This window comes from Pseudomonas sp. R43(2017) (assembly GCF_002112345.1).
Classification (GTDB): domain Bacteria; phylum Pseudomonadota; class Gammaproteobacteria; order Pseudomonadales; family Pseudomonadaceae; genus Aquipseudomonas; species Aquipseudomonas kribbensis.
Genome location: NZ_NEHJ01000011.1, coordinates 53,165 through 77,081, shown reverse-complemented (window position 1 = coordinate 77,081; position 23,917 = coordinate 53,165). Strand labels below are relative to the sequence as shown.

At 61.2% G+C, this 23,917-nt stretch carries 21 protein-coding genes; 16 read left to right on the top strand and 5 right to left on the bottom strand.

Annotated elements, in window-relative coordinates:
* Positions 1-72: 72 nt before the first annotated feature.
* The 6 genes from murJ (at position 73) to ispH (ending at position 7,494) form a co-directional block, all read left to right on the top strand.
* A complete protein-coding gene (murJ, locus tag CAG02_RS26975; RefSeq protein ID WP_085712192.1) occupies positions 73-1,611 on the top strand; it encodes a murein biosynthesis integral membrane protein MurJ in 1,539 nt (512 codons plus the stop codon).
* A gap of 129 nt (positions 1,612-1,740) precedes the next feature.
* A complete protein-coding gene (ribF, locus tag CAG02_RS26970; RefSeq protein WP_085712191.1) occupies positions 1,741-2,679 on the top strand; it encodes a bifunctional riboflavin kinase/FAD synthetase in 939 nt (312 codons plus the stop codon).
* Positions 2,680-2,692: 13 nt separating this feature from the next.
* Positions 2,693-5,524 (top strand): isoleucine--tRNA ligase, encoded by a 2,832-nt coding sequence (gene ileS / locus CAG02_RS26965; RefSeq protein ID WP_085712190.1) that lies wholly within the window; start codon positions 2,693-2,695, stop codon positions 5,522-5,524.
* The gene (gene lspA / locus CAG02_RS26960) at positions 5,517-6,029 is read left to right on the top strand and encodes a signal peptidase II (RefSeq protein WP_085712189.1); all 513 of its coding nucleotides are present in this window, start codon (positions 5,517-5,519) and stop codon (positions 6,027-6,029) included. Before ileS ends, lspA begins: the two co-directional genes overlap by 8 nt.
* A 7-nt stretch (positions 6,030-6,036) precedes the next feature.
* Positions 6,037-6,474 (top strand): FKBP-type peptidyl-prolyl cis-trans isomerase, encoded by a 438-nt coding sequence (fkpB, locus tag CAG02_RS26955; protein ID WP_170931652.1) that lies wholly within the window; start codon positions 6,037-6,039, stop codon positions 6,472-6,474.
* Between the two features lie 75 nt (positions 6,475-6,549).
* A complete protein-coding gene (ispH, locus tag CAG02_RS26950; RefSeq protein ID WP_085712187.1) occupies positions 6,550-7,494 on the top strand; it encodes a 4-hydroxy-3-methylbut-2-enyl diphosphate reductase in 945 nt (314 codons plus the stop codon).
* Here the strand turns inward: ispH and CAG02_RS26945 are convergent.
* Complete coding sequence (locus CAG02_RS26945) at positions 7,466-8,020, bottom strand: GspH/FimT family protein (protein ID WP_085712186.1); 555 nt, start codon at positions 8,018-8,020, stop codon at positions 7,466-7,468. The genes ispH and CAG02_RS26945 overlap by 29 nt on opposite strands.
* A 130-nt stretch (positions 8,021-8,150) precedes the next feature.
* On the opposite strand from CAG02_RS26945, the gene CAG02_RS26940 reads away from it, so the two are divergent.
* Genes CAG02_RS26940 through thiO form a run of 7 tightly spaced genes read left to right on the top strand, consistent with a single transcriptional unit; the run spans position 8,151 to position 14,923 of the window.
* The gene (locus CAG02_RS26940) at positions 8,151-8,624 is read left to right on the top strand and encodes a GspH/FimT family protein (RefSeq protein ID WP_085712185.1); all 474 of its coding nucleotides are present in this window, start codon (positions 8,151-8,153) and stop codon (positions 8,622-8,624) included.
* A complete protein-coding gene (gene pilV, locus CAG02_RS26935; protein ID WP_085712184.1) occupies positions 8,621-9,070 on the top strand; it encodes a type IV pilus modification protein PilV in 450 nt (149 codons plus the stop codon). The genes CAG02_RS26940 and pilV overlap by 4 nt, the downstream gene beginning before the upstream one ends.
* On the top strand, positions 9,067-9,780 hold the full coding sequence (locus CAG02_RS26930) for a PilW family protein (protein WP_085712183.1): 714 nt from the start codon (positions 9,067-9,069) through the stop codon (positions 9,778-9,780). Before pilV ends, CAG02_RS26930 begins: the two co-directional genes overlap by 4 nt.
* A 10-nt stretch (positions 9,781-9,790) precedes the next feature.
* Positions 9,791-10,270: a PilX N-terminal domain-containing pilus assembly protein gene (locus tag CAG02_RS26925; RefSeq protein WP_085712182.1), complete on the top strand. Its 480-nt coding sequence runs from the start codon at positions 9,791-9,793 to the stop codon at positions 10,268-10,270.
* The gene (locus tag CAG02_RS26920; protein ID WP_085712181.1) at positions 10,257-13,349 is read left to right on the top strand and encodes a pilus assembly protein; all 3,093 of its coding nucleotides are present in this window, start codon (positions 10,257-10,259) and stop codon (positions 13,347-13,349) included. The genes CAG02_RS26925 and CAG02_RS26920 overlap by 14 nt, the downstream gene beginning before the upstream one ends.
* A gap of 14 nt (positions 13,350-13,363) precedes the next feature.
* On the top strand, positions 13,364-13,765 hold the full coding sequence (locus tag CAG02_RS26915) for a type IV pilin protein (protein ID WP_085712180.1): 402 nt from the start codon (positions 13,364-13,366) through the stop codon (positions 13,763-13,765).
* Between the two features lie 57 nt (positions 13,766-13,822).
* A complete protein-coding gene (thiO, locus tag CAG02_RS26910) occupies positions 13,823-14,923 on the top strand; it encodes a glycine oxidase ThiO (protein WP_085712179.1) in 1,101 nt (366 codons plus the stop codon).
* On the opposite strand, the gene CAG02_RS26905 is transcribed toward thiO, so the two are convergent.
* The 4 genes from CAG02_RS26905 to CAG02_RS26890 form a co-directional block, all read right to left on the bottom strand.
* Complete coding sequence (locus CAG02_RS26905; protein ID WP_085712178.1) at positions 14,920-16,266, bottom strand: sigma-54 dependent transcriptional regulator; 1,347 nt, start codon at positions 16,264-16,266, stop codon at positions 14,920-14,922. The two genes, thiO and CAG02_RS26905, sit on opposite strands and share 4 nt — an antisense overlap.
* On the bottom strand, positions 16,263-17,852 hold the full coding sequence (locus CAG02_RS26900) for a PAS domain-containing sensor histidine kinase (RefSeq protein WP_085712177.1): 1,590 nt from the start codon (positions 17,850-17,852) through the stop codon (positions 16,263-16,265). The genes CAG02_RS26905 and CAG02_RS26900 overlap by 4 nt, the downstream gene beginning before the upstream one ends.
* Entirely contained in the window at positions 17,842-18,075 is a 234-nt protein-coding gene (locus CAG02_RS26895; RefSeq protein WP_085712176.1) for a PP0621 family protein, read from the bottom strand. The genes CAG02_RS26900 and CAG02_RS26895 overlap by 11 nt, the downstream gene beginning before the upstream one ends.
* Before the next feature lie 126 nt (positions 18,076-18,201).
* The gene (locus tag CAG02_RS26890) at positions 18,202-19,218 is read right to left on the bottom strand and encodes an outer membrane protein assembly factor BamD (RefSeq protein ID WP_085712175.1); all 1,017 of its coding nucleotides are present in this window, start codon (positions 19,216-19,218) and stop codon (positions 18,202-18,204) included.
* A gap of 152 nt (positions 19,219-19,370) precedes the next feature.
* On the opposite strand from CAG02_RS26890, the gene rluD reads away from it, so the two are divergent.
* The 3 genes from rluD to clpB all read left to right on the top strand — a co-directional run bounded on the left by rluD (position 19,371) and on the right by clpB (position 23,748).
* Positions 19,371-20,333, top strand: coding sequence for a 23S rRNA pseudouridine(1911/1915/1917) synthase RluD (gene rluD / locus CAG02_RS26885; RefSeq protein ID WP_085712174.1), 963 nt, complete (start codon positions 19,371-19,373; stop codon positions 20,331-20,333).
* Complete coding sequence (pgeF, locus tag CAG02_RS26880; RefSeq protein WP_085712173.1) at positions 20,330-21,052, top strand: peptidoglycan editing factor PgeF; 723 nt, start codon at positions 20,330-20,332, stop codon at positions 21,050-21,052. Before rluD ends, pgeF begins: the two co-directional genes overlap by 4 nt.
* Positions 21,053-21,183: 131 nt before the next feature.
* Complete coding sequence (gene clpB, locus CAG02_RS26875) at positions 21,184-23,748, top strand: ATP-dependent chaperone ClpB (protein ID WP_085712172.1); 2,565 nt, start codon at positions 21,184-21,186, stop codon at positions 23,746-23,748.
* Positions 23,749-23,917: the final 169 nt, after the last annotated feature.

The following is a 23,917-nucleotide window of genomic DNA, read 5'->3' as shown; positions in this document are numbered from 1 at the left end:
TTGCGGCGCGGAGTATCGCACAAGTAGGCGCATTGTTCGCCTGCTGTTTATCGACAGGCACAAATTCCTTCAATGAATCTGCTCAAATCGTTGGCCGCCGTCAGCTCTATCACGATGCTTTCCCGGATTCTCGGGTTTGTCCGCGACACGCTCATTGCGCGTACATTCGGCGCCGGAATGGCGACCGACGCCTTCTTCATCGCCTTCAAACTGCCCAATCTGCTGCGGCGAATCTTTGCCGAGGGCGCGTTTTCACAGGCATTCGTGCCGATTCTTGCTGAATACAAAAGTCAGAAGGGCGAGGAGGCGACCCGCACCTTTATTGCCTATGTGACAGGGCTGCTGACACTGGTTCTGGCGCTGGTCACTGCGCTGGGCATGATTGCCGCGCCCTGGGTGATCTGGGCGACGGCACCGGGTTTCACCGATACGCCGGAAAAATTCCAGCTGACCTCCGATCTGCTGCGAGTGACCTTCCCTTATATATTGCTGATCTCCCTGTCTTCCCTGGCGGGTGCGATCCTCAATACCTGGAACCGCTTCTCGGTGCCGGCGTTCGTGCCGACCCTGCTGAACATCAGCATGATCGTGTTCGCGCTGTTCCTGACGCCGTACTTCAATCCACCGGTCATGGCGCTCGGCTGGGCGGTGCTGGTCGGTGGCCTGGCGCAGTTGCTCTATCAACTGCCGCACCTGAAAAAGATCGGCATGCTGGTGCTGCCACGCCTGAACCTGCGTGACACCGGTGTCTGGCGGGTAATGAAGCAGATGCTGCCGGCGATCATCGGCGTCTCGGTCAGCCAGATTTCCCTGATCATCAACACCATCTTCGCCTCGTTTCTGGTGGCGGGCTCGGTGTCGTGGATGTACTACGCCGACCGTCTGATGGAACTGCCGTCCGGCGTGCTGGGTGTGGCGCTGGGTACGATCCTGCTGCCGACCCTGGCCAAAACCTACGCCAGCAAGGATCGTCACGAGTACTCGCGGATTCTCGACTGGGGCCTGCGCCTGTGCTTCGTGCTGGTGCTGCCGTGTGCGCTGGCGCTGGGGATCCTGGCGGAGCCGTTGACGGTTTCGCTGTTCCAGTACGGCCAGTTCAGCGGCTTTGATGCGGCCATGACCCAGCGGGCGTTGATTGCCTATTCTGTCGGTCTGCTCGGGATTATCGTGATCAAGGTGCTGGCGCCAGGCTTCTATGCGCAACAAAACATCCGTACGCCGGTGAAAATCGCAATCTTCACCCTGGTGGTCACGCAGTTGTTCAACCTGGTGTTGATCGGGCCACTGGCCCATGCCGGTCTTGCACTGGCGATCAGTGCCGGTGCCTGCCTGAATGCCGGGCTGCTGTTCTATCAACTGCGCAAACAGCAGATGTACCAACCACAGCCGGGCTGGCTGAAATTCGGTTTGAAGTTGCTGCTCGCGGTGGCGGTGATGTCGGCTGTCCTGTTGATCGGCATGCATTTCATGCCGCCGTGGGATCAGGGCCACATGCTGGAGCGCTTCCTGCGCCTGGGCGTGCTGGTGGTTGCCGGCGTGGTCGCTTATTTCGGTATGTTGCTGTTGCTCGGTTTCCGCCTGCGCGACTTCAACCGCAAGGCGTTGAGCTGAGGTTTCACTCTTGAAAGACGGGCGCGGGCCGGCAGTTTTGTCGGCTCGTTCACTTTGGGTTACGGTGTTGCCTGTCGTCGGCCGTCGGGTGTGGTTATAATCGGCCACTTTATGAGCAAGAAGCGCGTTATGCAGCTGGTTCGAGGCCTTCACAACTTGCGCCCCCAGCATCGGGGCTGCGTCGCCACTATTGGCAACTTTGACGGTGTTCATCGTGGTCACCAGGCCATCCTGGCCCGACTGCGTGAGCGTGCGCTCGAGTTGGGCGTACCCAGCTGCGTGGTGATTTTCGAGCCGCAGCCACGGGAATTCTTTGCTCCGGAGACCGCGCCGGCGCGTCTGGCCCGGTTGCGCGACAAGCTGCAACTGCTGGCCGCCGAAGGCGTCGACCGGGTCTTGTGCCTGGCCTTCAACCAGCGCCTGAGCAAGCTCAGCGCCAGTGAATTCGTCGATACGATTCTGGTGGATGGCCTGGGTGTGCAGCATCTGGAAGTCGGCGACGATTTCCGCTTCGGTTGCGACCGCCTCGGCGATTTCGATTTTCTGTTGCAGGCCGGGCAGGTTCACGGTTTTACCGTGGAAGCCGCGCAAACCGTCGAGCTGGACGGCATTCGTGTCAGCAGCACCCAGGTGCGCAACGCGTTGGCCGCCGCCGATTTTGCCCTGGCTGAACGCTTGCTTGGCCGCCCGTACCGGATTGCCGGTCGCGTGCTGCATGGCCAGAAACTGGCCCGCCAGTTGGGTACGCCCACGGCAAACATTCAACTCAAGCGCCGTCGCGTGCCGTTCACCGGGGTTTACCTGGTCGACGTCGACATCGACGGCAAGACCTGGCCCGGCGTCGCCAACATCGGCGTGCGGCCCACGGTCCAAGGTGATGGCAAGGCCCACCTTGAAGTACATCTTTTGGATTTTGCCGGCAATCTGTATGACCGGCGTTTGACGGTGGTTTTCCACCAGAAGCTGCGTGAAGAGCAGCGTTTCGCCTCCCTGGAGGCATTGAAAACGGCGATCAGCGCGGATGTCGCCGCCGCCCGTGCACTAGCCGCACCTAGCGCCCATCGCTAATGAAGAGCCTTAAATGACCGACTATAAAGCCACGCTAAACCTTCCGGACACCGCCTTCCCAATGAAGGCCGGCCTGCCACAGCGCGAACCGCAGATCCTGCAGCGCTGGGACAGTATTGGCCTGTACGGAAAGTTGCGCGAGATTGGCAAGGATCGTCCGAAGTTCGTCCTGCACGACGGCCCTCCGTACGCCAACGGTACGATCCACATCGGTCACGCACTGAACAAGATTCTCAAGGACATGATCATCCGCTCGAAGACCCTGTCGGGCTTCGACGCGCCGTATGTTCCAGGTTGGGACTGCCACGGCCTGCCGATCGAGCACAAGGTTGAAGTGACCCACGGCAAGAACCTGGGCGCGGACAAGACCCGCGAACTGTGCCGTGCCTACGCCACCGAGCAGATCGAAGGGCAGAAGACCGAATTCATCCGTCTCGGCGTGCTGGGCGACTTCGCCAACCCGTACAAGACCATGGACTTCAAGAACGAGGCCGGTGAAATCCGCGCCCTCGCCGAAATCGTCAAGGGCGGTTTCGTGTTCAAGGGCCTCAAGCCAGTGAACTGGTGCTTCGATTGCGGTTCGGCCCTGGCCGAAGCGGAAGTCGAGTACGAGAACAAGAAGTCCTCGACCATCGACGTGGCGTTCCCGATCGCCGACGAAGCCAAACTGGCTGCCGCGTTCGGTCTGCCTTCGCTGGCCAAACCTGCTGCCATCGTGATCTGGACCACCACCCCGTGGACCATCCCGGCCAACCAGGCGCTGAACGTTCACCCGGAATTCAACTACGCGCTGGTCGATATCGGCGACAAGCTGCTGGTTCTGGCCGAAGAGCTGGTCGAATCCTGCCTGACCCGTTACGGCGTTGAAGGCACCGTTCTGGCCACCGCGCCGGGTTCGGCGCTGGAACTGATCAATTTCCGTCACCCGTTCTATGACCGTCTGTCGCCGGTATACCTGGCCGACTACGTGGAGCTGGGCGCCGGCACCGGCGTGGTTCACTCCGCCCCGGCCTACGGTGTGGACGACTTCGTGACCTGCAAGAAGTACGGCATGGTCAACGACGACATCCTCAACCCGGTACAAAGCAACGGCGTTTACGTGCCGTCGCTGGAATTCTTCGGCGGCCAGTTCATCTGGAAGGCCAACCCGGCCATCGTCGAAAAACTGACCGAAGTCGGTGCGCTGATGCACACCACCGTCATCGAACACAGCTACATGCACTGCTGGCGTCACAAGACCCCGCTGATCTACCGCGCCACCGCGCAGTGGTTCATCGGTATGGACAAAGAGCCGGTATCCGGCGACACCCTGCGTCAGCGCTCGCTCAAAGCCATCGAAGACACCAAGTTCGTTCCGGCCTGGGGCCAGGCGCGCCTGCACTCGATGATCGCCAACCGTCCGGACTGGTGCATCTCCCGTCAGCGTAACTGGGGCGTGCCGATCCCGTTCTTCCTGAACAAGGAAAGCGGCGAACTGCACCCACGTACCGTGGAACTGATGGAAGAAGTCGCCAAGCGCGTCGAAGTCGAAGGTATCGAAGCCTGGTTCAAGCTCGACGCTGCCGAACTGCTGGGCGATGAAGCGCCGCAGTACGACAAGATCAGCGACACCCTCGACGTCTGGTTCGACTCGGGCACCACGCACTGGCACGTCTTGCGCGGTTCGCACCCGATGGGCCACGAGACCGGCCCGCGTGCCGACCTGTACCTGGAAGGTTCGGACCAGCACCGTGGCTGGTTCCACTCGTCCCTGCTGACCGGTTGCGCCATCGACAACCACGCGCCGTACCGCGAACTGCTGACCCACGGCTTCACCGTGGACGAGTCCGGCCGCAAGATGTCCAAGTCCCTGGGTAACGTGATCGCGCCGCAGAAAGTCAACGACACCCTGGGCGCCGACATCATGCGTCTGTGGGTCGCTTCGACCGACTACTCCGGTGAAATGGCCGTGTCCGAGCAGATCCTGCAGCGCAGCGCGGATGCCTATCGTCGTATCCGTAACACCGCGCGCTTCCTGCTTTCCAACCTGACCGGTTTCAACCCGGCCACCGACCTGCTGCCGGCCGAAGACATGCTGGCGCTGGATCGCTGGGCCGTGGACCGTACCCTGCTGCTGCAACGCGAGCTGCAAGAGCACTACGGCGAATACCGTTTCTGGAACGTCTACTCGAAGATCCACAACTTCTGCGTGCAGGAGCTGGGTGGTTTCTACCTCGACATCATCAAGGATCGCCAGTACACCACCGGCGCCGACAGCAAGGCCCGTCGTTCGTGCCAGACCGCGCTGTTCCACATCTCCGAAGCGCTGGTGCGCTGGATCGCACCGATCCTGGCCTTCACCGCCGACGAGCTGTGGCAATACCTGCCGGGCGAGCGCAATGAATCGGTGATGCTCAACACCTGGTACGAAGGCCTGACCGAGTTGCCGGAAGGCTTCGAGCTGGGTCGCGAGTACTGGGATCGCATCATGGAAGTGAAGGTCGCGGTCAACAAAGAAATGGAAATCCAGCGCGCGGCCAAGGCCGTCGGTGGCAACCTGCAAGCCGAAGTGACGCTGTACGCCGAAGACGCCCTGAGCGCCGATCTGGCCAAGCTGAGCAACGAGTTGCGCTTTGTACTGATCACCTCGACTGCCAGCGTTGCGCCGTTCGTGCAGGCTCCGGCCGAAGCGGTGGCCACCGAAGTCAGCGGCCTGAAGCTGAAGATCGTCAAATCCGCCTTCCCGAAATGCGCCCGTTGCTGGCACTGCCGTGAAGACGTCGGCGTGAACCCGGAGCATCCGGAAATCTGCGGCCGCTGCGTGGACAACATCGATGGCGCCGGCGAGGTTCGTCACTATGCCTAATGCCGTTGGCCGTTTCGGACGGCTGAGCTGGCTCTGGTTGAGCTTGCTGGTCCTGGTCATCGACCAGGCCAGCAAGTTCTACTTCGAAGGCAAGCTCGAGATGTACCAGCAGATCGTGATCATTCCCGATTACTTCAGCTGGACCCTGGCCTACAACACCGGCGCGGCATTCAGCTTCCTGGCTGACAGCTCCGGCTGGCAGCGCTGGCTGTTCGCCCTGATTGCGGTGGTGGTCAGTGCGGTGCTGGTGGTCTGGCTCAAGCGCCTGGGCCGCAACGAAACCTGGCTGGCCATTGCGCTGGCCTTGGTACTGGGTGGCGCGCTGGGCAATCTGTATGACCGCATTGCCCTGGGCCATGTGATCGACTTCATTCTGGTGCACTGGCAGAACCGCTGGTACTTCCCGGCGTTCAACTTCGCCGACAGCGCCATCACCGTTGGCGCGGTGATGCTGGCACTGGACATGTTCAAAAGTAAAAAAACCGGAGAAGCCGTTCATGACTGAACAGGTATTGGCTGAGCAACGCATCGGCCAGAACACGGAAGTCACCTTGCATTTTGCATTGCGCCTGGAGAACGGCGACACGGTCGACAGCACTTTCGACAAGGCCCCGGCGACCTTCAAGGTCGGCGACGGCAACCTGCTGCCGGGTTTCGAGGCGGCGCTGTTCGGCTTCAAGGCGGGTGACAAGCGCACCCTGACCATCGAGCCGGAAAACGCATTCGGCCAGCCGAACCCGCAGAACGTGCAGGTCATTCCACGCTCGCAGTTTGCGGACATGGAGTTGTCGCCGGGTCTGCTGGTGATCTTCAACGATGCGGCCAATACTGAGCTGCCGGGTGTGGTGAAAGAGTTCGACGACGCGCAAGTGACCGTCGATTTCAACCACCCGCTGGCCGGCAAGACGTTGACCTTTGACGTGGAAATCTTCTCCGTCAAAGCGCTGTAAACGCTGTTCTGCGGGGGGCCGGACCGGCCCCCCGCATTGATCTGAATTTTTCGCGCGCAAGACACGAGGCACAGCATGCAAATCAAACTCGCCAACCCCCGTGGCTTCTGCGCCGGCGTGGACCGGGCGATCGAAATCGTCAACCGCGCCCTGGAAGTCTTTGGGCCGCCGATCTACGTGCGTCATGAAGTGGTGCACAACAAGTTCGTCGTCGAAGACCTGCGCAGTCGTGGCGCGATCTTCGTCGAAGAACTGGATCAGGTGCCGGACGACGTCATCGTGATCTTCAGTGCCCATGGCGTCTCGCAAGCCGTGCGTACCGAAGCCGCCGGTCGTGGCCTGAAAGTGTTCGACGCCACCTGCCCGCTGGTGACCAAGGTGCACATCGAAGTCGCCAAATACAGCCGCGACGGCCGTGAATGCATCCTGATCGGCCACGCCGGTCACCCGGAAGTCGAAGGCACAATGGGCCAGTACGACGCCAGCAACGGCGGCGCGATCTACCTCGTCGAAGACGAGAAGGATGTCGCCGAACTGCAGGTGCACAACCCTGAAAAACTGGCCTTCGTCACCCAGACCACCTTGTCCATGGATGACACCAGCCGGGTCATCGATGCCTTGCGTGAACGTTTTCCGGCCATTGGCGGGCCGCGCAAGGACGACATCTGTTACGCCACGCAAAACCGTCAGGACGCGGTCAAGCAACTGGCCGACGAATGCGACGTGGTGCTGGTGGTCGGCAGCCCGAACAGCTCCAACTCCAACCGCCTGCGCGAGTTGGCCGAGCGCATGGCCACGCCGGCGTACCTGATCGACGGTGCCGAAGACCTGCAGAAGAGCTGGTTCGATGGTGTCGAGCGTATCGGCATCACTGCCGGTGCTTCTGCGCCGGAAGTGCTGGTGCGTGGCGTGATCCAGCAGCTGCAGGCCTGGGGCGCCACCGGTGCCGACGAACTGGCCGGACGAGAAGAGAACATCACCTTCTCGATGCCTAAAGAGCTGCGCGTCCGTTCGATCTGACCGCTTTATCCTTTCGACACAGCGCCTGTTCAGCCTTTTCGCTGGTCAGGCGCACGCGACCGGTCGCCGCCAGCACCAGTTGAAGCTGGCTGACCGGTTCGCGGGTCGAACAGATGTGTAGTTTTCCTGCCTGAAATGCCCGCCCGGGCATCAGCGGTTGCCCCAGACTGCTGAACCTTATGTACCGACTGACGAACCAGTTACCGACAATGGGTATTTGCCCATCACTGGCGTGCTCGACCAGCAGCGGATTGCTGCTGTCCTCCGCACCCTTGCCACTGACATCCAGAATGATCCGCCAGCCCCGGCTCCAGTCCCCGTCGATGCCGTGAATCACTACGCTCTGATTGCGTGTGATCGCCTGGCTGCGGGCATTGCGGATTCCGCTGATCAGCGATTCCGCGGCCTGTTGCCGCTGGTTCGACTCCTTCAGCGTGGCGAGCGCCGGACTGACCAGTGACAGAACAATTGCGCCGATCGCCAGTCCCATGAGCAGTTCGACCAGACTGAATCCCTGTTGCGGCATGAGCATTTCCTCCTTGAAGCAGGGTGTTCGACGCGATCCGTGCGCCGGGCAGGGCAAATCAACCGACGCAAGCCGGCCGAATGTTCTAGGTTTACAGGGCAGGTATAGCCGACGGCAACGGAGGGCATCGATGGATCATCGTACAAAAGGTTTCACGCTGATCGAGGTGCTGGTGGCGGTCGCATTGGTTGTGATCCTGATCACGATGGCCGTCCCGGCGTTTACCCGATCGATCCAGGGCAGCAAGGCCGACACCGAAGTCGGCGACCTGCAGCGGGCGCTCAACTATGCGCGACTGGAAGCGATTGATCGCGGGACCACCATCCGCTTGCGGCCAACCGCCGGGGGCGGCGTCTGGACCGGCGAGTTGTCGGTCTACGACAGTACTGGCACTTCGGCCAATGTATTGCGGGTTGTTCCAGCGATGAGCAGTGGCGCGACTCTGACGCTAACCTCAGGAGTGACCACACTGGATTTCAATAATCTGGGTGGTCTGGCGGCACCGTCCACGGCGGTGGTGTTCAGTTATACGCTGGGAACGCAAAGCAGGACGCTGAACGTGTGTCTGAACGGACGAATTCAATCGGGTGGAAGCTGCGGATGAGGGCAGGGAGCAGAGTTGCACAGGAAGGCATGTCGCTGATCGAAATCCTCGTCGCGTTGCTGGTGCTGACGGTCGGGTTGCTGGGGGCGGCGGCGGTTCAGCTCAATGCGCTGAAATACACCGACAGCTCGCGGATGACCAGTCAGGCGAGTTTCATCGCCTACGACATGATGGACCGCATCCGTGCCAACTCCGGGGCCGACTACACCGTCACGCCACCGACCTCGGGCAACCTGAGCGTTACCCGGGACCAGGATCTCTACGATTTCACCACCAACATCGTCAATTTCGGCGGGCCGACCGCCACCGGCAGCATCACCCTCAACCAGCGGGTGTACACCATCACCATCAACTGGAGTGATTCACGGGCCGCCAACACTGCCAGTTCACCGAACAGCTTCGTTTTGACCAGTCGGGCAACGGTCGATCCGGTGGCCACGCCATGAAGCAGCATAACCAGGGTTTCGGCCTGATCGAAATGCTCATCGCCCTGGCACTGGGGCTGATCATCGTACTGGGCGTCGTGCAGACTTTTCTCGCGGCGAAGAATACCTACGTCAGCCAGAACTCTTCGGCGGCCATGCAGGAGGATGCACGGTTCGTGTTGAGCAAGATGATCCAGGAAATTCGCATGGTCGGGATGTTCGGCTGCCTCGGGACGATTACCGACGCCAGTACCAGCGGCGATTTCAACGCCGCGCAGATCACACCGATCAGCTGGGACAACACCAATCTAAAACTGACGCTGGTCACTGCCGACGTCGGCAGTGGCGGTGGAACACCGACCTGGACGGTGGTTTCCGATTGCCGCAACAGTGCAACGGCCTACAGCAACCTGCAGACTCCGGCGGCCGGGCAAATCGCCTTCCCCATCCGCCGTCTGGTCTACAGCTTCAGCAACAACCAGATTCTGATGGGCACCGGTGGTGGAACGCCGACCCAGCAGGTATTGGTGAACAACGTCAGTGCATTTACGGTGATGTTCGGGCTCGCCACGTCGGCGACCGATGTCTCAGCCTCGACTTACAGCAGCAACCCCGGCGATCCGGCGCGCATCCGTAGCGTGCGTCTGACCCTGACCCTCACTGACCCGAACAACCGGGTCGCCAACCAGACCTTCAACGTGGTTGCCGCCCTGCGCAACCGCTTGCAGTGAGGGCCGGCCGATGAATGTTTCTCTCCATCAACGCCCAGCCCAGCGCGGCATGGTGCTGCTGGTCAGCCTGGTGTTTCTGTTGCTTCTGACGGTGATCGGTCTGTCATCGATGCAGAGCGCCAACCTGCAGGAAAAGATGGCCGGCAGCGTGAGCCTGCGCAATCAGTCGTTCCAGACCGCCGAGGCGGCGCTGCGTATTGGCGAGAGTGCGGTGCAACTGAGCACATATACGTTGGCGGTGTGTGCCAATGCCACCCAGTGTGCGCCACCGGCGGAGTCGTCGGTGGTCAGTGCAGCGGGGTTCAATTCGACGTCCGGGGTGACCTGGATCGCTGCCGGCAACGGTTTCTACGGGGTACAGAACATCGGCACCACGCTCACGGCGGTGAACGTTCCGAGCAACACCTCGGCGACGCTGTACCGGGTCACGGCTGTCGGCATCGTCGGCAGTTCACGCAGTGTGGTGGAGAGTGTCTATGCGAAGTACTGAACGACGCTCTGGCTGGCGGCCGTGGTTGGCGGGGTTTCTTGCGGGGTTGTATCTGGCCGCGCCGGCGTATGCGTTCACGCCGTCTGATTCGCCATTGCTCAGTGCCGCCGCCGTGCCGCCGAATGTCATCTTGCTGATCGACGACTCAGGCAGCATGAACAGCATTATTTACGCTGCGGGTTTCGATCCCACGGTCACTCGCACACCGGCCCGGCAGTGCAACGCGGTGCTCGGGTTGTGCTTGAGTTCGACGGCCATCACCGGCGATCCGGTGTTTCTGTCGAGCCTGCCGACTTCCGGCTGCTCCGGCGGTGCTTATGCGTTCTACAACAACAGCCTGGCACCGCTGTGCCTTAAACTGCCGGACCCGGTCGGCGGCGGCAATACCCGGTATTACGGGGATTACATCGCCTACGTGGTCGGCCTCGCCATCAGCAACGGCACCCGTGATTTCACCACCGGGGCGATTCCCAACGACTACCGGATCAACGTCGCCCGCAACGTTTCCACCGCACTGGTGACCAGCAACCGTAACCTGCGTTTCGGCCTGTCGACATTCAACCCGGCCACCAGTAACAACCCGGGCAACGGCGGTTACATCGCCCGGTCCGTCAGCGACCTGGCGCCAGTCAGCGGTAGCGTGACCCAGGCCCAGGCCGACAGTAACTACAACGCACTGATCTCGGCGATCAGCGGCCTGAGCGCCGTGGCCAATACGCCATTGGCGGAAACCTATTACGAAATCACCCGCTACATGCGCGGCATGACGCCGTACTACAACACCACGCCGAGCACCTACACCAGTCCGATCCAGTATCGTTGCCAGAAAAACTACGGGGTGGTGATTACCGACGGCCTGCCGACCTACGACCGCACGTTCCCCACCAACGACCCGCTGGGCGGCAGCCGATTGCCGAACTGGGACGGCATCAACAACGACGGTAACAACCTCAACGGCGATAACGAGGGCGACACGCTGTACCTGGACGACATCGCCAAGTTCGCCTTCGACATCGACATGCGTTCGACCGGAGTCGATGCGGCCGGCAAGAGCTGGAGTTCGCCGGACTTTCCCAAACAGAACATGAACACCTACACCGTGGGTTTCACCGCCGCCAATGACATGCTGTCGGACGCGGCGAACTACGGCCAGGGCAAGTATTACCAGGCCACCGACAGTGCTGGGCTCAACACGGCGTTGTCCTCGGCACTGAGCGACATCACCTCCAAGGCCGGCTCCGGCGGCAGTGGGGTGACCAGCGCTACGACGCTGGTGAGCGGCAGCAGCTATTTCCAGACCAGTTACGATCCCCGGGACTGGCGCGGCACCATCAAGTCCTTCGGCTTCACCTCGAGCGGGACGGTCAACACCTCGACGGTGCTGTGGACGACCGACACCGCCATCGTCCCCGGCGCCACGGCACCGACCTATCAATCGTGGAATACCTTGAGCAACGCGGCAGTGACACTGGCTTACGGCAATTTCTCTGCAGCGCAGCAGACAACGCTCGGTCAGAGCCTGCCCAGCGGCATCAGTGGCAGCGACCTGGTGGAGTGGAGCAAGGGCACCAACAAGACCGGGCTCAAGGTGCGCAGCGTATTGCTGGGCGACATCATCAACTCGCCGCTGGTGCTGGCCTCTCCCACGGACAAGACCGCCTCCGACCTGTCGGGCGACACCACCTACACCAGTTACCTGACCACCAAGGCCGCGAACATGAATGCCAACCTGGTGGTGAACGGCAACGACGGTTTCGTCAGCGTCATCAACCCGGCCAACGGCACCCGGCGTTACGCCTACATGCCGTCGAGCGTGCTGCCGTCGTTGCGATTGATCGCCGACCCCAACTACATCAACGGCGTCAGCCACAAGTTTCTGGTGGACGGGCAGGTCGGTGTCTATGACGCGCAGTTCGGCACGGCCTGGAAGACCCTCGCCATCGGCGGCACCGGGGCCGGTGGCAAGACGTTCTATGCCTTGCAATTGTTTGATGCCTCGGCGGGGAACATTCTCAATGCGCTGTGGGAAGTAAGTGCACCGGCCACTGCCAGCACCGCGAACGCTTTCAATGATCTGGGTTATGCCTACGCCCGTCCGGAAGTGGCACGCTTGGCCGATGGTCGCTGGGCGGCTTTCATCGCCAATGGCTACGGCAGCAACTCGGGAGTTGCTGCGCTCTATGTGCTGGATGTGCGCGACGGTTCGCTGATCAAGAAAATCGTCATCGACAGTACCGAAACCACCAACGGACTGTCGTCGGTGAAGCTCAAGGTCAATTCGCAGAACGTGGTGCAGGCCGCGTACGGCGGTGATCTGAAGGGGCGCCTGTGGAAGTTCGACCTGAGCGCGACCACCACCGACAGCTGGGGCGTAGCGTTTTCCGGGAAACCGCTGTTCACCACGTCGGGTGGCACGACGCAACCGATCACGGCGCAGCCGCTGCTGGCGGACAATTCATTGGGGGGCAAACAGATTTTTGTCGGTACCGGCAAATTCAACGAAACCGCCGACAAGACCAACAAGGATCTGCAGGCGTTCTATTCGGTATGGGATGCCGATGGCGGTTCGGGGCAACTGACGGTCAGCAGCCTGCAGGCCCAGGCCATCACCGGTGTGTTCTCGGGCAGTTCAGGGCAGTTCATTACCACGACCCAGAATGACACCACTTATCCGGCGGAAAAAGGCTGGTATCTGCCTCTGGTGTACAACAACGTATTGACCGGCGAGCGGGTGATCAATCAGGCGAGTCTGGTGCTGGGGCGTATCGTGTTCACCACGGCCAGTGTCGATACCACTGACCCGTGCTCCAGCTTCGGTACCGGCAAATTGGTCGAACTCGATGCGTTCAGCGGTAAGATGCTCAACTATGCGGTGCTCGACACCAACGCCGACGGCGTGGTCGACACCAATGACACGATTTCCAGCGGTGTGGTGTTCAGTGGCGGCATTCCCACCCTGAACGCCATCGTCAACGGCGCATCGCGCAAGATCGTGAACGATTCCAGTGGCGGGATCACCACCCTGGTGGAAAAATCCGGCGGCGGCAGCCGTCGTATCATGTGGCGACAAATACAGTAAGCGAGAGTTGAGGCATGCGCAGATCCATCCGCGGGTTCACCCTGATCGAAATCATGATCGTGATTGCGATCATCGGGATCATCATCACCATTGCCGCACCAAGCTATACCGAATACCTGAAGAAGGGCCGCCGCGCCGAAGTGGCCTCGCTGCTGAACGAGCAGGCGCAGACCCTCGAGCGCTTCTACACCCGCAACAATGTTTACACCGGTGTCACCGGACTCAGCACGGGCAATGATTTCTACACCATCACCCCGACCATCGCTGACCAGACCTACCTGCTGACCGCGACCCGCAAGGCCGGCACGACCATGGCCGGCGACAAGTGCGGGGACTTCACCCTCACCAACACCGGTGTGCGCAGCATGATCAACGCGACTGCCGGGCTTGCCACCAAGGATTGCTGGGGCCGCTGAGCCGCTTTTATTCGGGCGCCTTTTGCGCCCACTGTCTTTTTTACGGTTGGAACAAACATGACCAGGCAACTGCAAGTGGTGATTGTCGGGGGCGGGGTGATTGGCCTGCTGACCGCGTACAACCTCGCCTCCGAAGTACGCAGCGTGGTGCTGCTGGATCGTTCGAACGTCGGCCAGGAGTCCTCCTGGGCCGGCGGCGGCATCGTTTCTCCGCTGTATCCATGGCGTTATAGCCCGGCAGTCACGGCGCTGGCGCACTGGTCGCAGGACTTTTATCCACAGCTGGGCGAGCGTTTGTTTTCCGACACCGGCGTTGATCCTGAAGTCCATACCACTGGTCTGTACTGGCTGGACCTGGACGACGAAGCCGAAGCGCTGGCCTGGGCCGAGCGGGAAAAACGTCCGCTGCGGGCTGTGGATATCTCGGCGGCCCATGATGCGGTGCCGGTACTTGGCGGTGGATTTTCCCGGGCGATCTACATGGCCGATGTGGCCAACGTACGCAACCCACGGCTGGTGAAGTCGCTGAAAGCCGCGTTGCAGGCACTGCCGAACGTGACGATTCACGAGCAGTGCGAGGTCAGCGGGTTTGTCCGTGAGGGCGAGAAGGTTGTCGGTGTGCAAACGCCGAAAGGCGTGATCAACGGCGACCAGGTGGTGCTGACGGCGGGGGCGTGGAGCGGCGAGCTGCTCAAGACGCTGAATCTGTCGCTGCCGGTGGAACCGGTCAAAGGCCAGATGATTCTCTACAAGTGCGCGGCGGACTTCCTGCCGAGCATGGTGCTGGCCAAGGGGCGTTATGCAATTCCGCGTCGAGACGGGCATATCCTGATCGGCAGCACGCTGGAGCATGAAGGTTTCGACAAGACTCCGACCGAAAACGCTCTGGAAAGCCTCAAGGCCTCGGCGGTCGAATTGCTGCCGGCGCTGGCGGATGCCGAAGTGGTGGGGCACTGGGCCGGGTTGCGTCCCGGCTCGCCGGAGGGCATTCCCTATATTGGCCGGGTGCCAGGCTTCGATGGTTTGTGGCTCAACTGCGGGCATTACCGCAACGGACTGGTGCTGGCACCTGCCTCCTGTCAGCTGTTTGCCGATGTGATGCTGGGGCGGGCGCCAATCATCGATCCGGCGCCGTATGCCCCGACCGGACGCATTTAATCCAGGCCGAGCTTCTTGAGCCTGTAGCGCATCGAACGGAATGACAGATTCAACCGCTGGGCCGCTGCGGTACGGTTCCAGCGGGTTTCCTCCAGCGCCTGCAGAATCAGTTTGCGCTCGACGTTCTCCAGATAATCTTCGAGGTTGTCGATCTGTGTGAGATCGGCAATGCCGCCCTCGGCTGCGCAATTGCCTTCGCTCAGGCGCAGGTCATCGGCTTCGATCATGCGGTTTTCGCACAGGGTGTGCGCACGCTCGAGGACGTTCTCCAACTCCCGCACATTCCCCGGAAAGCGGTAGTTCTTCAAGGCCTCCAGCGCTTGTGGATGCAGGCGCGCCGCCGGCTGGCCGGTGCCGTGGGCCAGGCGCTTGAGCACATGGCTGGCCAATGCCTCGATATCGTCACGACGTTCGCGCAGAGAAGGCACCCGCAGTTCGATCACGTTCAGCCGGTAATACAGATCCTGCCGAAAGCGCTCGGCGGCGACTTCGGCGTCCAGGTCCTTGTGGGTGGCGCAGAGAATGCGTACATCGACCACGGTTTCCTGTTGGCCGCCGACGCTGCGCACGGCTTTTTCCTGAATCGCCCGCAGCAGCTTGACCTGCATCGACAGCGGCAAGTCCGCCACTTCATCGAGAAACAGCGTCCCGCCATGGGCGGCCTGGAACAGACCCGGCTTATCGTCCACCGCGCCAGTGAAACTGCCTTTGCGGTGCCCGAAGAACTCGCTTTCCATCAATTCCGAAGGAATCGCCCCGCAATTCACCGGCACGAACGGTTGGCTGGCGCGCGGGCCCTGCTCGTGAATCAGCCGGGCGACCAGTTCCTTGCCGCTGCCGGACTCGCCGCTGATATAGACCGGCGCCTGACTGCGGGCCAGTTTGTCGATCTGCTTGCGCAGGTTGCGCATCGGCAACGAGTCACCGAGCAGGCGCCGGTCAATCGAGGTACAGACACCGCCGGTCGCCGGCATGCGCAACGCGGTGGCGACCAGTTCGCGCAGTCGGGTGAGGTCCACCGGTTTGGTCAGGAAGTCGAAAGCCCCGGCTTTCAGGGCGTTGATTGCAGTTTCCAGGCTGCCATAGGCCGTGATCATCGCCACCGGCAATTGCGGGTAGCGTTGCTGGATGTGCTGCACCAGTTCCAGCCCGGTGCCGTCCGGCAGGCGCATGTCGGTCAGGCACAGGTCGAAGGTGTCGCGGTTCAGCAGCGCCTGGGCTTCGCCGAGGTTGCGTGCGCTGAAGGTGTCGAGTTTCATCCGTCCCAGGGTGATTTCCAGGAGTTCGCGGATATCCGGTTCGTCGTCGACGATGAGGATTTTTTGCCGTGGGCTCGTGTTCAACTTTGTTTCCGTCCGTGAGCAAAGGTGATGCGAAAGCAGCCGCCGCCTTGGCGTGGTTTGAAGTCTAGGCGGGCCTGGTTGCTTTCGCACAGCTCACGGGACAGATAGAGCCCAAGGCCGGTGCCCTGGCTGCTGGTGGTGAAGAAAGGTTCGAACAGATGCGCCTGCTGATCCAGCGCCACGCCGGGGCCGTTGTCCTGGACTTCGAGCACAGCCAGCTGGCTCTCGGGGTCGATGAACAGCCGCAGCCAGACCTGCGCCGGATCGTGCAGCAGGGCGCTGTGCCGCCAGCCATTGCGCAACAGATTGTCGAGAATTTGCGTCAGTTGCCCCGGGTCCATCAGGGTCCGGAAATCCCCGGATTCGATGTTCAGATGGATCCGTTGGTGCTCGCTGGCCTGTTCGCGGCTTTCCTCGACGAAGTGCTCGAGCCATGGCTCGAGATCCAGCCGTTGCGGCGCGCTCTGCTGGCGGCGGGACAGTTGCAGGACGTTTTCAATGACTCGGTTCATGCGCTGGGAGTGATCCTGGATGATCTGCGTCAGACGCCGGTCCGCGCCATCGAGTTCCTCGGATTCCCGCAGCAACTGTGCGGCATGACTGATGGCACCTAGCGGGTTGCGGATCTCGTGGGCGATGCCGGCGGTCAGGCGCCCGAGCGCGGCGAGCTTCAGTTGCTGGGCCTGCTGGGCGATTTGCGCGAGGTCTTCGAGAAACACCAGGGTCTGGCGGTTCGGGCTCTGCTCCAGGGCGATGAAGCTCGGTTGCAGTTCCAGGCCGTTGGCGGCGATTTTCAGGCTCTGCGGGCGCAGGGTCGGGTTGTTCAGCCACAGATTCAGGCGTTCGACCAGCGCGGTCGAATAGTCATCGATCAAATGCCCCTCAAGGGGCGACTGCGCCAGCAGCGTCCGGGCACTTTGGTTGGCGAGTTGCACCCGGCGTTGTTCGTCGAGGACCAGAATGCCGGTGCGCATGCGTTGCAGGATCAAGGCGTTGAGAGCTTCGAGGCTGACCACCTCGCTGGCCCGTTGCTCGGCGAGGGTCTCGCTGACTTCGAGGCGGCGGATCAAGCCTTGCACCAGCAGCGCTCCGGCAAAACACAGAGCGCCGAGGGTGCCCGCCTGCAAGTATTCGTTGGCGCTCAGGGGATGACTGAAGCTCAGCAGGAAGCTGAGACCGACAATGCCGAGTGCACCGATGGCCGCGATCAGCACGCCGATACGGCGTTTCAGCAGCGTGTTGCTGATGGCTACCGAGACGATCAGCAGATTGCCGACCGGGCTGGCCACACCGCCAGCGGCGTAGAACAGGCCGCACAGCAGCAGGATGTCGACCAGGGCCAGCCCGAACAACTGGGCCGGACGGCGGATGTTCTCCAGGAACACCACCAGCAGGATATTCAGCACCAGGTACAACCAGCTGCCATTGCGCAGCAGCTCGTCGTCGGCCGACGTCAGCAGGCGGTTGTCCATGTTGCTGGAGATCAGCAGCACCAGGGTGATGCCGACGCTCAGACGGTAGAGGTGATAGAGGCGCAGCAGTCGCTGGGCCTGTTTGCGAGTGGCGTCGGTCGCCTCAGCGATCACTGGAACCGGGGCCTTGCTCGAGGTGAGCCTGGCTGCAATACCACTGTTGACGAAGACTCAATGCACGGTCGCGTGGCAGGTGCACGCCGCAATGGGCGCAACGCACCATCGGTGCGGCATCCTGTTCGCGGGGGGATTGCGTGGGGGCAACAGGTGCCTTGAATTTGCGCCAGAGCCAGACGGCGGCGGCGATCAGGGCGATCCAGAAGAGTAGACGAAGCATGATGGGCGGCTTTTTGACTGATGATCCGGCAGTTTAGCCAAGGACTCGACAGGCGCACAGCTCAATAAAACGCGGCAATAAAAAAGGGAGATCCGAAGATCTCCCTTTTTGGCATCACCGAAGTGATCAGTCGAACAGACCGAAGGTCAAGTAGCTGAAAATGGAGCGGTCGCTGTTGCTGGACTCCGGTTCCGGCGCTTCGATCACGTCGCCGTTTTCATCTTTAGGCTTGAGATCGTTCGGGATCGCGTCTTTCGCGTCCTGGAACTGCTTCTGCACGTCCTGGTTGGCGCGGGTCTCTCCCGGCGGCAGCGGCGGACGGGATTCGATCAGGCCCAGAGTGGCCTTGCTCAGCCACGAACGGTTGTCGGCTTCGGCGACCGACGGTACGAACTGACCGTCTTTCAGGCTCGGGTGATTCGGGTAGTTGAGCTTCAGGGTTTCCAGGCTGGTGGCCGCCAGTTCGTCGAGGTGCAGACGCTGGTAGGCTTCAGTCATCACCGCCAGGCCGTCGCCGACCGATGGGGTTTCCTGGAAGTTTTCCACTACATAACGGCCACGGTTGGCGGCGGCGACGTAGGCCTGACGGGTCAGGTAGTAGTCGGCCACGTGGATTTCGTAGGCTGCCAGCAGGTTGCGCAGGTAGATCATGCGCTGCTTGGCGTCCGGCGCGTAGCGGCTGTTCGGGTAGCGGCTGGTCAGCTGGGCGAACTCGTTGTAGGAGTCGCGGGCAGCACCCGGGTCACGCTTGGTCATGTCCAGCGGCAGGAAGCGCGCCAGCAGGCCGACGTCCTGGTCGAACGAGGTCAGGCCCTTAAGGTAGTAGGCGTAATCGACGTTCGGGTGCTGTGGGTGCAGACGAATGAAGCGCTCGGCGGCGGACTTTGCAGCTTCCGGCTCCGAGTTCTTGTAGTTCGCATAAATCAGTTCAAGCTGTGCCTGATCTGCGTAGCGACCGAACGGATAGCGCGACTCCAGAGCCTTCAGCTTGGCGGTGGCACTGGTGTAACTGTTGTTGTCCAGGTCCTTTTGAGCCTGCTGGTACAGCTCGGTTTCGCTCAGGTTTTCGTCTACGACTTCCTTCGATGAGCAAGCAGCGGTCAATGCGAGGATGGCGATCAGCAGCAGGTGTTTCACTTGCATGGCGGCTTGCGTCCCTATGACGGCCGCTGTCTTGGGCGGGGCCGTCCTGTTATGATGAGCGCCCCGTTGAAAAGCCCCGGGGCAAAAGACGCCGTATTTAACCACAAGCGCGCAGCCGAAACCAAAGGCTGTAGCCGACGCCCAGTCCGAGCATGTCCGATAAAATTGAACTTCGCGCAGAGGTGCCGTCCGAATTGGGCGGCCAACGCCTCGATCAAGTCGCCGCCCAACTCTTCGCAGAGCACTCCCGCTCGCGCCTTTCCGCCTGGATCAAAGAAGGTCGCCTGACTGTGGACGGGGCGGTCATCCGCCCGCGCGACATCGTTCATGGCGGTGCCGTCCTTGAGCTGACCGCCGAGCAGGAGGCCCAGGGTGAATGGGTCGCCCAGGACATCGAGCTCGATATCGTCTATGAAGACGACGACATCCTGGTGATCAACAAGCCTGCGGGCCTGGTGGTGCACCCGGCTGCCGGCCACGCCGATGGCACCTTGCTCAACGCCTTGCTGCACCACGTGCCGGATATCATCAATGTCCCGCGTGCCGGCATCGTGCATCGTCTGGACAAGGACACCACCGGTCTGATGGTGGTGGCCAAGACCATCCAGGCGCAGACCAAACTGGTCGCGCAGCTGCAAAGCCGCAGCGTGAGCCGGATCTACGAGTGCATCGTGATCGGTGTGGTGACCGCTGGTGGCAAGATCAACGCCCCGATCGGTCGTCATGGCCAGCAGCGCCAGCGCATGGCGGTGATGGAAGGCGGCAAGCCTGCCGTCAGCCACTATCGTGTTCTGGAGCGTTTCCGTTCCCACACTCACGTACGGGTGAAGCTGGAAACCGGCCGTACCCACCAGATCCGCGTACACATGGCGCACATCAACTTCCCGTTGGTCGGCGATCCGGCGTACGGCGGTCGTTTCCGCATTCCGCCGGCGGCGAGCCAGACCATGGTCGAATCGCTGAAACACTTCCCGCGTCAGGCCCTGCACGCGCGATTCCTCGAACTGGATCACCCGACCACCGGTGAGCGCATGAGCTGGGAATCGCCGTTGCCGGAAGATCTGGTCTGGCTGCTGACCCTGCTCAAACAGGATCGCGAGGCATTCGTCGGATGAACTGGCTGACGCCGGACTGGCCCGCGCCGGCCAGCGTCAAGGCCTGTGTCACCACCCGTGAGGGCGGCGTCAGCGAGGCGCCGTTCGACAGCCTCAATCTGGGCGATCATGTCGATGATCGTCCTGAGGCCGTCGCCGAAAACCGTCGGCGACTGACCGATCACTTCTCTATGAAGCCTGCCTGGTTGCAGCAAGTGCACGGGATTGCCGTGGCGCATGCTGATCCGTCCGTGGTGGCCACGGCGGATGCCAGCTGGACGGCAACACCGGGTATCGCTTGTGCGGCAATGACCGCCGATTGCCTGCCGGCACTGTTCTGCGACCGTGCCGGTACGCGCGTGGCAGCGTCGCATGCCGGTTGGCGTGGGCTGGCGGCCGGCGTGCTGGAAGCCACCCTCGACAGTCTGGATGTACCTGCCGAAGACATTCTGGTCTGGCTCGGCCCGGCCATCGGCCCGCAAGCCTTCGAAGTCGGCCCGGAAGTCCGGGAAGTCTTCATCAATCAATTGCCCGAAGCCGCGACAGCCTTTGTCCCGAGCCACAACGCGGGCAAGTTCATGGCCGACATCTATAAGCTGGCGCGACTGCGTCTGGCGGTTCGCGGTGTCACGGCTGTTTATGGTGGCGGTTTCTGTACCGTGACCGATCCGCGCTTCTTCTCTTATCGCCGTGCATCGCGCACTGGCCGCTTCGCCTCCCTCGTTTGGCTCACCCGCTAGACTTGTCTGACTTGCATCAACCTCCTGACGCTTGAATCTTCCAGAATCGACCGCATCTATAGCGGTATCTGGCAGGTTTCTTTATTCAGGATGGTTTTTTAGGTCCGGCCTGCTCAAAAGGAAGGTGACCCATGCGTATAGACCGTTTAACCAGCAAATTACAGTTGGCGTTGTCCGATGCCCAATCCCTGGCTGTCGGCCACGATCATCCGGCCATCGAACCGGCGCATTTGATGCAAGCCATGCTTGAACAGCAGGGTGGTTCGATCAAACCCCTGTTGATGCAGGTGGGCTTCGACGTCAACAGCTTGCGTAAAGAGCTGACCAAAGAACTCGATCAATTACCAAAAATCCAGAACCCGACCGGCGACGTGAACATGTCGCAGGATCTGGCGCGTCTGCTCAACCAGGCCGACCGTCTGGCCCAGCAGAAGGGTGACCAGTTCATTTCCAGCGAACTGGTACTGCTCGCGGCGATGGACGAGAACAGCAAGCTCGGCAAGTTGCTGCTCGGCCAGGGCGTGAGCAAGAAGGCGCTGGAAAACGCCATCAATAACCTGCGCGGTGGCGAGGCCGTCAACGACGCCAACCACGAAGAGTCGCGTCAGGCGCTGGATAAATACACCGTCGACCTGACCAAGCGTGCCGAAGACGGCAAGCTCGACCCGGTGATCGGCCGTGACGATGAAATCCGTCGCACCATTCAGGTCCTGCAACGCCGGACCAAGAACAACCCGGTGCTGATCGGTGAGCCTGGTGTGGGTAAAACCGCGATTGCCGAAGGTCTGGCCCAGCGCATCATCAACGGCGAAGTGCCGGATGGCCTGCGCGGCAAGCGTCTGCTGTCCCTCGATATGGGTGCGCTGATTGCCGGCGCCAAGTATCGCGGCGAGTTCGAAGAACGCCTGAAAGCGCTGCTCAACGAGCTGTCGAAGCAGGAAGGGCAGATCATTCTGTTCATCGACGAACTGCACACCATGGTCGGCGCCGGCAAAGGCGAAGGCTCGATGGACGCCGGCAACATGCTCAAACCGGCCCTGGCCCGTGGCGAGCTGCATTGCGTCGGTGCGACCACGCTCAACGAGTACCGCCAATATATAGAGAAGGACGCGGCCCTCGAGCGGCGCTTCCAGAAAGTGCTGGTGGACGAGCCGAGCGAAGAAGACACCATCGCTATCCTGCGTGGCCTCAAGGAGCGTTACGAGGTTCACCACAAAGTGGCGATCACCGACGGTGCGATCATTGCCGCAGCCAAGCTCAGCCATCGCTATATCACTGACCGGCAGTTGCCGGACAAGGCGATCGACCTGATCGACGAAGCCGCCAGCCGCATCCGCATGGAGATCGACTCCAAGCCGGAAGTGCTGGATCGTCTGGAACGGCGTCTGATTCAGCTGAAGGTGGAGTCCCAGGCACTGAAGAAAGAAAGCGACGAAGCGGCGATCAAGCGCCTGGAAAAACTCCAGGAAGAAATCGTCCGCCACGAGCGTGAGTACTCGGATCTGGAAGAAATCTGGAACTCGGAAAAAGCCGAGGTGCAGGGTTCTGCACAGATTCAGCAGAAGATCGAACAGTCCCGTCAGGAACTGGAAGCCGCGCGCCGCAAAGGCGACCTGAACCGCATGGCCGAGTTGCAGTACGGGGTGATCCCGGATCTGGAACGCAGCCTGCAAATGGTCGACCAGCACGGCAAGAGCGAGAACCAGTTGCTGCGCAGCAAGGTGACCGAAGAGGAAATCGCCGAAGTCGTTTCGAAGTGGACCGGTATTCCCGTGTCGAAAATGCTCGAAGGCGAGCGCGACAAGCTGATGAAGATGGAAAGCCTGTTGCACCAGCGCGTGATCGGTCAGGACGAAGCGGTGGTTGCAGTGGCCAACGCGGTGCGGCGTTCCCGTGCCGGGTTGTCCGATCCAAACCGCCCGAGCGGCTCGTTCATGTTCCTCGGCCCGACCGGTGTCGGTAAAACCGAGCTGTGCAAGGCACTGGCCGAGTTCCTCTTTGATACTGAAGAGGCGATGGTGCGGATCGACATGTCCGAGTTCATGGAGAAACATTCCGTGGCACGGCTGATCGGTGCACCACCAGGCTACGTCGGTTACGAAGAGGGCGGTTACCTGACCGAAGCGGTACGGCGCAAGCCTTACTCGGTGATCCTGCTGGACGAAGTCGAGAAGGCGCACCCGGATGTGTTCAATATCCTGCTGCAAGTGCTGGAGGATGGTCGCCTGACCGACAGCCACGGTCGTACGGTGGATTTCCGCAACACCGTAATCGTCATGACCTCCAACCTCGGTTCGATGCAGATCCAGGAACTGGTGGGTGATCGTGAAGCGCAACGGGCAGCGGTGATGGATGCGATTTCCACCCACTTCCGTCCGGAGTTCATCAACCGGGTCGACGAAGTGGTGATCTTCGAGCCTCTGGCGCGGGATCAGATCGCGGGCATTACCGAGATCCAGCTGGGCCGTCTGCGCAGCCGTCTGGCCGAGCGCGAGCTGAAGCTGGAACTGAGCCCGGAGGCGATGGACAAGCTGATTGCCGTCGGTTACGACCCGGTCTATGGCGCACGGCCGCTGAAACGGGCGATCCAGCGCTGGATCGAGAACCCGTTGGCGCAGTTGATCCTGTCGGGACGCTTCCTGCCGGGCGAGACCGCGACCGGCGTCGTGGAGAACGACGAGATCACGTTCAACTGACAGCTTTGGGTGGTGAAGTAAGGAAGGCCTCGCAATGCGAGGCCTTTTTTTTCGTTAGGCTGTTGAACTCAAAGGAAAAGGCTTGTAAAGTGCGCCCCGCAGTCAGTCACCAACACGGTTTCAGCTCACTGGGCAGAAATCTGAAATAAGTTGCAAATCATTAACTTGA

Bases quoted from the DNA above. Each gene is read 5' to 3' on its own strand.
- CAG02_RS26945 (WP_085712186.1), bottom strand. From the start codon at position 8,020: ATGCCGCAACAGGGATTCAGTCTGGTCGAACTGCTCATGGGACTGGCG.
- CAG02_RS26895 (WP_085712176.1), bottom strand. From the start codon at position 18,075: ATGCTTCGTCTACTCTTCTGGATCGCCCTGATCGCCGCCGCCGTCTGG.
- rluD (WP_085712174.1), top strand. From the start codon at position 19,371: ATGTCCGATAAAATTGAACTTCGCGCAGAGGTGCCGTCCGAATTGGGC.
- ribF (WP_085712191.1), top strand. From the start codon at position 1,741: ATGCAGCTGGTTCGAGGCCTTCACAACTTGCGCCCCCAGCATCGGGGC.
- CAG02_RS26920 (WP_085712181.1), top strand. From the start codon at position 10,257: ATGCGAAGTACTGAACGACGCTCTGGCTGGCGGCCGTGGTTGGCGGGG.
- thiO (WP_085712179.1), top strand. From the start codon at position 13,823: ATGACCAGGCAACTGCAAGTGGTGATTGTCGGGGGCGGGGTGATTGGC.
- CAG02_RS26930 (WP_085712183.1), top strand. From the start codon at position 9,067: ATGAAGCAGCATAACCAGGGTTTCGGCCTGATCGAAATGCTCATCGCC.
- CAG02_RS26890 (WP_085712175.1), bottom strand. From the start codon at position 19,218: ATGCAAGTGAAACACCTGCTGCTGATCGCCATCCTCGCATTGACCGCT.
- clpB (WP_085712172.1), top strand. From the start codon at position 21,184: ATGCGTATAGACCGTTTAACCAGCAAATTACAGTTGGCGTTGTCCGAT.
- CAG02_RS26940 (WP_085712185.1), top strand. From the start codon at position 8,151: ATGGATCATCGTACAAAAGGTTTCACGCTGATCGAGGTGCTGGTGGCG.
- pgeF (WP_085712173.1), top strand. From the start codon at position 20,330: ATGAACTGGCTGACGCCGGACTGGCCCGCGCCGGCCAGCGTCAAGGCC.
- lspA (WP_085712189.1), top strand. From the start codon at position 5,517: ATGCCTAATGCCGTTGGCCGTTTCGGACGGCTGAGCTGGCTCTGGTTG.
- CAG02_RS26915 (WP_085712180.1), top strand. From the start codon at position 13,364: ATGCGCAGATCCATCCGCGGGTTCACCCTGATCGAAATCATGATCGTG.
- pilV (WP_085712184.1), top strand. From the start codon at position 8,621: ATGAGGGCAGGGAGCAGAGTTGCACAGGAAGGCATGTCGCTGATCGAA.
- CAG02_RS26925 (WP_085712182.1), top strand. From the start codon at position 9,791: ATGAATGTTTCTCTCCATCAACGCCCAGCCCAGCGCGGCATGGTGCTG.
- ileS (WP_085712190.1), top strand. From the start codon at position 2,693: ATGACCGACTATAAAGCCACGCTAAACCTTCCGGACACCGCCTTCCCA.
- ispH (WP_085712187.1), top strand. From the start codon at position 6,550: ATGCAAATCAAACTCGCCAACCCCCGTGGCTTCTGCGCCGGCGTGGAC.
- murJ (WP_085712192.1), top strand. From the start codon at position 73: ATGAATCTGCTCAAATCGTTGGCCGCCGTCAGCTCTATCACGATGCTT.